This is a genomic window from Diaphorobacter sp. (genome assembly GCF_050251835.1).
Lineage (GTDB): Bacteria > Pseudomonadota > Gammaproteobacteria > Burkholderiales > Burkholderiaceae_C > JBFXIE01.
In genome coordinates this window covers 64,250-72,444 of the sequence record NZ_JBFWLZ010000002.1, presented here as the reverse complement: position 1 = coordinate 72,444, position 8,195 = coordinate 64,250, and the positions used below count along the sequence as shown (strand labels likewise).

Genomic DNA, 8,195 nt, shown 5'->3' with positions numbered 1-8,195 from the left:
CGGTGGGCCAGCGCGCGGCCTGCGGCATTTATGAGTGGCGGCCCTCGCCCTGCCGCGAGTTCGAGGCGGGCAGCGACGCCTGCAACCGCGCCCGCCAGCGCCACCGACTGGCGCCACTGGACGGCCCAGTGCTCTGACCACCGGCCCTTTCGCGCCATCAGACAATCGCCCTCAGGCAATATCCCTCAGACAACCTCCATCCATCAACCACCATCAACCACCATCAACCTCCATCAACCTCCATCAGCCAGCCGCCTGCACCCCACCGCCATGCCCCAATCGCCTGAACCGCCGCGCCCCGCCCCGCGCCTGCTGTGGGACATCTCCATGCCCGTGCACGCGGGCAGCCCGGTGTTTCCGGGCGACACGCCTTACCGCCAGCAGTGGTGCGCCACCATCGGCCCGGTCTGCCCGGTGAATGTCAGCGCCATCACGATGTCGCCACATGTGGGCACGCATGCGGACGCGCCACTGCACTACGACGACAGCGGCGCGGCCATCGGCGCGTTGCCGCTGGATGCCTTCATCGGCCCTTGCCGGGTGATCCACGCCATCGGCTGCGGCCCGCTGATCGAGTGGCGCCACATCGCCCACGCAATCACCGGCAACCTGCCACCGCGCGTGCTGGTGCGCACCTATGCGCGCATGCCCGTGGATCGCTGGGACGCCTACCTGAGTGCCTACGCGCCCCAGACCATCGAGTGCCTGGCCGACGCGGGCGTGGTGCTGGTGGGCATCGACACGGCCAGCATCGACCCGGCCGACAGCCGGCCGCTACCCAGCCACCAGGTGATACGCCGCCGCGGTCTGCGCGTGCTCGAAAACCTGGTGCTGGACGAGGTGCCCGAGGGCGACTACGAACTCATCGCCCTGCCGCTCAAGCTGACCACCGCCGACGCCTCGCCCGTGCGAGCCGTGCTGCGTGCGCATGCAGGCGTGGTCATGGCACGCGCATCCGCAGGTTGACCTGGGAAAGGCAGGTTTTCAGGCCCCAGCCCTTGTCTAAAAAGCGCTGGAAGCTATCAAAAATGTAGCGAAATACCCTGCAATCCTGCTTCAGGCAGGGTCTGCATGCCGCTCAAAACACGCTTGCAGCTGCTGTTGCCAGCGGCGCTTGTCGGCTTCGGGGGCAAAGCTGGCCTCGAAACTGTTGAAGGCCAGCTGCCACGCGTGCTGCGCCGTCAGCATGGGCAGGGCGGCAAAGGTCTGCGTGAAGTTGTCGTTGATGTAGCCGCCAAAGTAGGCGGGGTCGTCCGAATTGACGGTGGCTGCAAGTCCAGCCTCCAGCAGTTGCGGCAGGTTGTGCGCCGCCAGACCGGGGAACACGCACAGTTTCTGGTTGGACAGCGGGCAGACGGTGAGCGGTATGCGCTCTTGCGCCAGCCGCTGCATCAGGGCCGCGTCGCGCACGGCTTGCACGCCGTGGTCGATGCGCTCGGCCTTGAGCACGTCCAGCGCGCTCCAGATGTAGGCCGGTGGCCCCTCTTCACCCGCGTGGGCCACCACATGCAGGCCCAGCTGGCGGCAGCGCGCAAACACACGGGCAAACTTCTCGGGCGGGTGGCCCAGCTCGCTGCTGTCCAGCCCCACGCCGACGATGCGGTCCAGCAGCGGCATGGCCTGCTCCAGCGTGGCGAAGGCGTCTTCCTCGCTCAGGTGGCGCAAGAAGCACAGGATGAGCGACGCCGACACGCCCAGGTTTTGGCGCGCATCGGTGCAGGCGCGGTGCAGGCCGCCCACCACGGTATGCAAGTCCACGCCGCGCGCGGTGTGGGTTTGCGGGTCGAAGAAAATCTCTGCGCGCGCTACGTTATCCATAGCTGCCCGCGCAAGGTAGGCTTGGGCCAGGTCGTAAAAGTCTTGCTCATGCAGCAGCACGCTGGCACCGGCGTAGTACACGTCCAGAAAGCTCTGCAGGCTGGTGAATGCGTAGGCGCGGCGCAAATCGTGCACGCTGGCATAGGGCAGCGCTACGCCGTTGCGCTGCGCCAGCGCAAAGATCATGTCGGGCTCCAGCGAGCCTTCGATGTGGATGTGCAGCTCGGCTTTTGGGGCTGCTGCCAGCAGGCCGGGCAGCCGGTCTGCGGCAATGGGCGGTACCTTGAACATGGGCAGCGCGGCCACTGTTTTACTTGTTGCTGCCGCCCGGCACCTGGCCTTCCACGCCCTTGACGTAGAAGTTGACGCCAGCCAGAAACTTGTCGTCGGCCACCGCATCAGGCCCCAGCACGGCCTGCCCTGAGTTGTCCACGATGGGCCCCTTCCAGATGACAAAGCTGCCGTCTTTCAGGCCGTTCTTGACCTGATCCACCCTGGCCTTGACTTCGGCGGGCACGTCGTCGGCAATCGATACCAGGTCGATGGCGCCTTCTTTAACGCCCCACCAGTACTGGCCCGTGGCCCAGGTGCCGTCCAGCACGTCGCGCGTGGCCTTGGCGTAGTAAGGCAGCCAGTTGATCACGGCAGAAGCCAGGTGGGCCTGGGGGCCATAGGCGGTCATGTCGCTGTCCCAGCCGAAGGCGCGCTTGCCTTTTTCCTGGGCGGTCTTCAGGACTGCGGCCGAGTCGGTGTTCTGGAACAGCACGTCGGCGCCGCCGTTGATCAGGCTGGTGGCGGCTTCGGTCTCTTTCGGGGGGCTGAACCACTCATTGACCCACACCACCTTGGTGGTGACGGCGGGGTTCACGCTTTGCGCACCCAGCGTAAAGCTGTTGATGTTGCGCAGCACCTCCGGAATGGGCACCGAGCCCACCACGCCCAGCGTGCCGGTCTTGGTCATGGCGCCGGCGATGATGCCCGCCAGGTAGGCGCCCTCGTAGGTGCGGCTGTCGTAGGTGCGGATGTTGGCGGCGGTTTTGTAGCCGGTGGCGTGCTCGAACCTCACGTCGGGGAATTCGGCACCCAGCTTCTGCATCACATCCATGTAGCCGAAGGTGGTGCCAAAGATCAGCTTGTTGCCCTGTTGCACCAGGTCGCGCAGCACGCGCTCGGCATCAGGCCCGGCGGACACGCTCTCCACATGGGTGGTCGCGATCTTGTCGCCAAACTCGGCCTGCAGTTTCTGGCGCGCCAGGTCGTGGGCGTAGGTCCAGCCGCCGTCACCCACGGGGCCAATGTAGGCAAAGGCGATCTTCAGGGGGCCGCCGGGCGCTGTGGGCGCTGCTGCGGGTGCGGAGGCCGCGGGCGCCGCCTCCTCCTTTTTGCCGCAGCCAGCCAGGGCGGCAGCCGCCACGGCGGTTGACAGTGCGGCTGCCTTGAGCCACGAGCGCTTGTGCGGATCAGTCATGAAGCCGGTCCTTTCGGGATTTGACGGGGTTGGACTTGCAGTGAACTGTCATTTGCCGTCGGTGCCGGGCACATTGCCCTCGACGCCGGCCACGTAGAAGTTGATGGCGGTGAGTAACTTCAGGTCGGCCACCTGGCCTGCGGCCAGCCGTTCCTTGCCGGTGTTGTCCTTGACCGGGCCGGTCCAGACGGCAAAGCTGCCGTCCTTCAGGCCTGCGCGTGCCTTTTCGACCTTGTCTTTGATGTCCTGCGGCACGTCGGCGGCGATCTTTTGCAGGTCGATCGCGCCTTCCTTCACGCCCCACCAGTGCGCGCCGCTTTGCCATTGGCCCGCCAGCGCGTCGCCCACCACCTTGGCGTAGTACGGCGACCAGTCGATCACGGCTGAGCCCAGATGCGCATTCGGCGCAAAGGCGCTCATGTCGCCATCCTTGCCAAAGGCGCGCACGCCGCGCTCTTCGGCGGTCTTGAGCACGGCGGGCGAGTTGGTGTTCTGGTACATCACGTCCACGCCGCCGTTGATCAGGCTGGTGGCGGCCTCGGCCTCTTTCGGGGGGTTGAACCATTCGTTCACCCACACCACCTTGGCCTTGATGGACGGGTCCACGCTCTGCGCGCCCAGCACAAAGCTGTTGATGTTGCGCACCACCTCGGGGATGGGCACCGAGGCCACCACGCCCACCGTCCTGGTCTTGCTCATGCCGCCCGCCACGATGCCCGCCAGGTACGCGCCCTCGAAGGTCTTGGTGTCGTAGGTGGCGACGTTAGCGGCCTGCTTGTAGCCCGTGGCGTGCTCAAACTTCACGTCCTTCAGGTCGGCCGCCACCTTTTGCACAAACTCCTGGTAGCCAAAGCTGGTGGCAAAGACCAGCTTGTTGCCCTGGGCCGCCATGTCGCGCAGCACGCGCTCGGCATCGGCGCTTTCGGGCACGCTCTCGACGAAAGAGGTCTCGACCTTGTCGCCAAATTTGTCCTGGATGGCCTTGCGCCCCAGTTCGTGCTGAAAGGTCCAGCCGCCGTCGCCAATGGGGCTGACGTACATAAAGGCAATCTTGAGCTTGTCAGACGCCGGGGCCGCAGCCGGCGCAGCTGGCGCGGCCGGTGCTGCCTCTTCCTTCTTGCCGCAGCCGGACAGGGCTGCCAGGGCGACGGCCGACAGGGCGGCGGTTTTGAGCAGGGTGCGTTTATTCAGCGTGTTCATTGCAGTGATCAAAAATGGGTTCAGCTTCCGGGATAAAAGGGCTTGCCCAGCGAGGCCGGCATATTGGCACGTATCCAGGCCGGGTTGCGCGAGATCAGCACCAGCACCACGATGGTGGCCAGGTAGGGCAGCATGGACAGCAACTGGCTGGCCACCTGCACACCCGTGGCCTGCAGGTGAAACTGCAGCATGGTCACGCCGCCAAACAGGTAGGCCCCCAGCAGCACGCGCGCGGGCCGCCAGGTGGCGAAGGTGGTCAGCGCCAGCGCAATCCAGCCGCGGCCGGCCACCATGCCCTCCACCCACAGCGGCGTGTACACAGTGGACACATAGGCGCCCGCCAGCCCGCACAACGCACCGCCCGCCATCACCGCCAGCAGACGGATGCGGCGCACCGGGTAGCCCAGCGCATGCGCGGACTGCGGCGATTCACCCACCGAGCGCAACACCAGCCCGGCGCGCGTGCGGTACAAAAACCACACCATCAGCACCGCCAGCAGCACCGTCAGATAAACCAGCGGGTGGTGGCGAAACAGCGCCTGCCCCACCACAGGCAGGTCCCCCAGCACCGGCCAGGCGAACTTGGGCGTGTCCGGCAGCTTGGCCTGCACATAGCCAATGCCGACGAAGGCCGAAAAGCCCACGCCAAACAGGCTGAGCGCCAGGCCGGTGGCGTACTGGTTAGTGTTGCACCAGATCACCAGCACGCCGAACAGCGCCGCCAGCGCCGCACCAGCGGCCATGCCCGCCAGCAGCCCCAGCGTGAAGCTGCCTGTGTGCACCACGGTGGCAAATGCGGCAATGGCCGCGCACAGCATCATGCCCTCGGCGCCCAGGTTGACGATGCCGGCCTTCTCGTTGATCAGCAGGCCCAGCGCTGCTATGGCCAGCACCGTGCCCGCGCTGAGCGTGCTGCCCAAAAGCAATGCATAACTTTCCATCACCCGCGCCCTCCCCTGGCGCCCACCCACCGCACGCGGTAGGCAATCAGCGTGTCACAGGCCAGCAGCGTAAACAGCAGCAGACCCTGAAACACGCCCGTGATCGACTTGGGCAGGCCCAGGCGGGACTGCGCCAGCTCGCCGCCGATGTAGAACATGCTCATCAGCAGCGCCGACAGCACCATGCCCAGCGGGTGCAGCCGCCCCACGAAGGCCACGATGATGGCCGCAAAGCCGTAGCCCGCCGGCACATAGGGCGTGAGCTGGCCAATGGGCCCAGCCACCTCCAGCGCCCCGGCCAGGCCTGCTGCGCCGCCAGAGACAAGCAGCGCCACCCAAAGCGCGCGCCGTGATGAGAACCCCGCATAGCGTGCCGCGGCAGGTGCCAGCCCGCCCACCTGCAGCGCAAAGCCCGCGCGCGTGCGAAACAAAAACACCCACAGCAGCAGCGCGCCCGCCAGCGCCAGCGGCAGCCCCACGGTCACGCGCGAGCCGGCAAGCAGTTTGGGGATTTGCGTGACGGGCTCGAACATCCGGGTCTGCGGGAAGTTGAAACCCATCGGGTCCTTCCAGGGGCCATACACCAGGTAGCCCAGCACCAGCGTGGCCACATACACCAGCATCAGGCTGACCAGGATTTCGTTGGCATTGAAGCGGTCGCGCAAGAGCGCCGTGATGCCCGCCCAGGCCATGCCGCCCAGCACTCCGGCAACCAGGATGGCCGGGACGATCCACGGACCGGTGGCCTTGTCTGCCAGCAGCGCCATGCCGCCCGCGGCCACCGCGCCCATCACAAACTGGCCTTCGGCGCCAATGTTCCAGACATTGGAGCGAAAGCACACTGCCAGCCCCAGCGCAATGATGAGCAGCGGCGTGGCCTTCAGGGCCAGCTCGCCCAGCGCGTAAGGCGATTTGAGGGGCTCCCAGAAGAACATCTGCAGGCCGCGCACCGGGTCTTTGCCCAGCACTGCGAACAACAGCACGCCAATCAGCACCGTGAGCGCCAGCGCCAGCAGCGGAGAGCCATAAGCCCACAGGCGCGAGGCCTGGGGCCGCGCTTCAAGCTTGAGCATGGCCCGCCTCCCCTGGTACGGCGGCCACGCGCAGGCGCGCCTGCACTTCGGTGTGCCACAGGCCGCTCATCCATTCGCCAATGCGCTCCACCGTGGCTTCGGCGCGCGGCACGGACGGCGACAGATACCCCTTGGCCAGCACATGCAGCCGATCGCAAATCTCGAACAATTCGTCCAGCTCCTCACTGACCACCAGCACTGCGCAACCCTGGTCGCGCAGGCGCAAGATCTCGCCACGAATCTGCGTGGCCGCCCCCACGTCCACACCCCAGGTGGGCTGCGAGACGATGAGCAGGCGCGGACCGGCGTCGATCTCGCGGCCCACGATGAACTTTTGCAGGTTGCCGCCCGACAGCGACTGCGCCGCCGCATCCGGCCCGCCCGCCTTGACCCCAAAGCGCGCGATGATGGCGCGCGCCTGCTCCTGCAGACGCGCCATGCGCAGCCAGCCGCACGCGCCCACGGCGTCGGTGCGCGTCAGCAGCAGGTTGTGCGCCAGGCCCATGGTGGGCACCGCGCCGCGGCCCAGGCGCTCCTCGGGGACAAAGTGCAGGCCCAGCGCGCGGCGCTGGCGCGGGTTCAGGCGGCCGGCGGGCACCAGCCCCTGCGGCCCTGCCAGCTGCACCATGGCAGCCTCGGCGCGCGGGTCTTCACCCGACAAGGCCTGCAGCAGCTCTTTCTGGCCGTTGCCCGAGATGCCGGCAATGCCCACCACCTCGCCAGCGCGCACTTCCAGGTCAATGTCGATCAGCGGCACACCGAAGGGCTCTGCGGCAGGCAGATTGAGGGCGCGGGCGCTCAGCACCACGCCACCCACGGTTGCATCGCGGTGCGCCAGGGCCGGGGGCTCGGCGCCGATCATCATCCGCGACAGCGACGCGTTGGACTCTTGCGACGGGTCGCACACGCCCGTGACCCTGCCGCCGCGCATCACCGTGCAGGCGGTGCACAGCGCGCGGATCTCGTGCAGCTTGTGGCTGATGTACAAGATGGAGCAGCCCTCGCCGGCCAGCTTGCGCAGCACCACGAAGAGCTTGTCCACCGCCTGCGGCGTAAGCACTGACGTGGGCTCGTCCAGGATCAGCAGCCTGGGCTGCGTGAGCAACGCGCGGATGATTTCCACGCGCTGCATCTCGCCCACGCTGAGGGTGTGCACGGGGCGCAAAGGGTCGATGTCCAGACCGTAATCGGTGGCCGTGGCGCGGATGCGGCGCTCAACCTCGGCCAATGGCACCTGGCGATCCTGGCCCAGCCAGACGTTCTCGGCCACGGTGAGGGTGTCGAACAGGCTGAAATGCTGGAACACCATGGCAATGCCCAGCAGGCGCGCCTGCTGCGGGTTGCGCACCTGCACGGGGCGGCCGTCAAAGTGCATGCTGCCCTCGTCGGGCTGCGCGGCGCCGTAGATGATCTTCATCAAGGTGGACTTGCCGGCGCCGTTCTCGCCCAGCACCGCATGCACCTGGCCGGGCTGCACCGTGAGCGAAACGCCATCATTGGCCACCACGGCCGGGTATCGCTTGGTGATGCCCGTCAGCTGCAGCCGCGGTGTGCCGGTGGCGGGGGCACTAGGGGGTGAAGGGTTCATCGGTGCGATTGTCTCCTAGTTTGCGCATGAACCACCATGAATCGAAAAGGCATGCAGCGCTTGTTCAACATGCGTCGACAGCTATTTTATTCATAGCAAAACAATGC

General features: G+C 66.7%; 8 protein-coding genes. 2 read left to right on the top strand and 6 right to left on the bottom strand.

What is annotated here, in order from left to right:
* A partial coding sequence (locus AB7E35_RS01240) for a YkgJ family cysteine cluster protein (protein ID WP_428162130.1) occupies positions 1 to 137 on the top strand: 137 nt, incomplete at its 5' end.
* Between the two features lie 133 nt (positions 138 to 270).
* A complete protein-coding gene (gene kynB / locus AB7E35_RS01235) occupies positions 271 to 966 on the top strand; it encodes an arylformamidase (protein WP_428166924.1) in 696 nt (231 codons plus the stop codon).
* Between the two features lie 90 nt (positions 967 to 1,056).
* On the opposite strand, the gene AB7E35_RS01230 is transcribed toward kynB, so the two are convergent.
* Genes AB7E35_RS01230 through AB7E35_RS01205 form a run of 6 tightly spaced genes read right to left on the bottom strand, consistent with a single transcriptional unit; the run spans position 1,057 to position 8,088 of the window.
* Entirely contained in the window at positions 1,057 to 2,109 is a 1,053-nt protein-coding gene (locus AB7E35_RS01230; protein ID WP_428166951.1) for an adenosine deaminase, read from the bottom strand.
* A 19-nt stretch (positions 2,110 to 2,128) separates the two neighbouring features.
* A complete protein-coding gene (locus AB7E35_RS01225; protein WP_428166923.1) occupies positions 2,129 to 3,286 on the bottom strand; it encodes a BMP family ABC transporter substrate-binding protein in 1,158 nt (385 codons plus the stop codon).
* Positions 3,287 to 3,334: 48 nt separating this feature from the next.
* Positions 3,335 to 4,486: a BMP family ABC transporter substrate-binding protein gene (locus AB7E35_RS01220; protein WP_428166922.1), complete on the bottom strand. Its 1,152-nt coding sequence runs from the start codon at positions 4,484 to 4,486 to the stop codon at positions 3,335 to 3,337.
* Positions 4,487 to 4,506: 20 nt separating this feature from the next.
* On the bottom strand, positions 4,507 to 5,427 hold the full coding sequence (locus AB7E35_RS01215; protein ID WP_428162070.1) for an ABC transporter permease: 921 nt from the start codon (positions 5,425 to 5,427) through the stop codon (positions 4,507 to 4,509).
* Positions 5,427 to 6,500 carry an ABC transporter permease gene (locus AB7E35_RS01210; protein ID WP_428162071.1) on the bottom strand — a complete coding sequence of 358 codons (1,074 nt, stop codon included), beginning with the start codon at positions 6,498 to 6,500 and terminating at the stop codon, positions 5,427 to 5,429. The genes AB7E35_RS01215 and AB7E35_RS01210 overlap by 1 nt, the downstream gene beginning before the upstream one ends.
* Positions 6,487 to 8,088, bottom strand: a complete 1,602-nt coding sequence (locus AB7E35_RS01205; protein ID WP_428166921.1) for an ABC transporter ATP-binding protein — start codon at positions 8,086 to 8,088, stop codon at positions 6,487 to 6,489. Before AB7E35_RS01205 ends, AB7E35_RS01210 begins: the two co-directional genes overlap by 14 nt.
* Between the last annotated feature and the right edge of the window lie 107 nt (positions 8,089 to 8,195).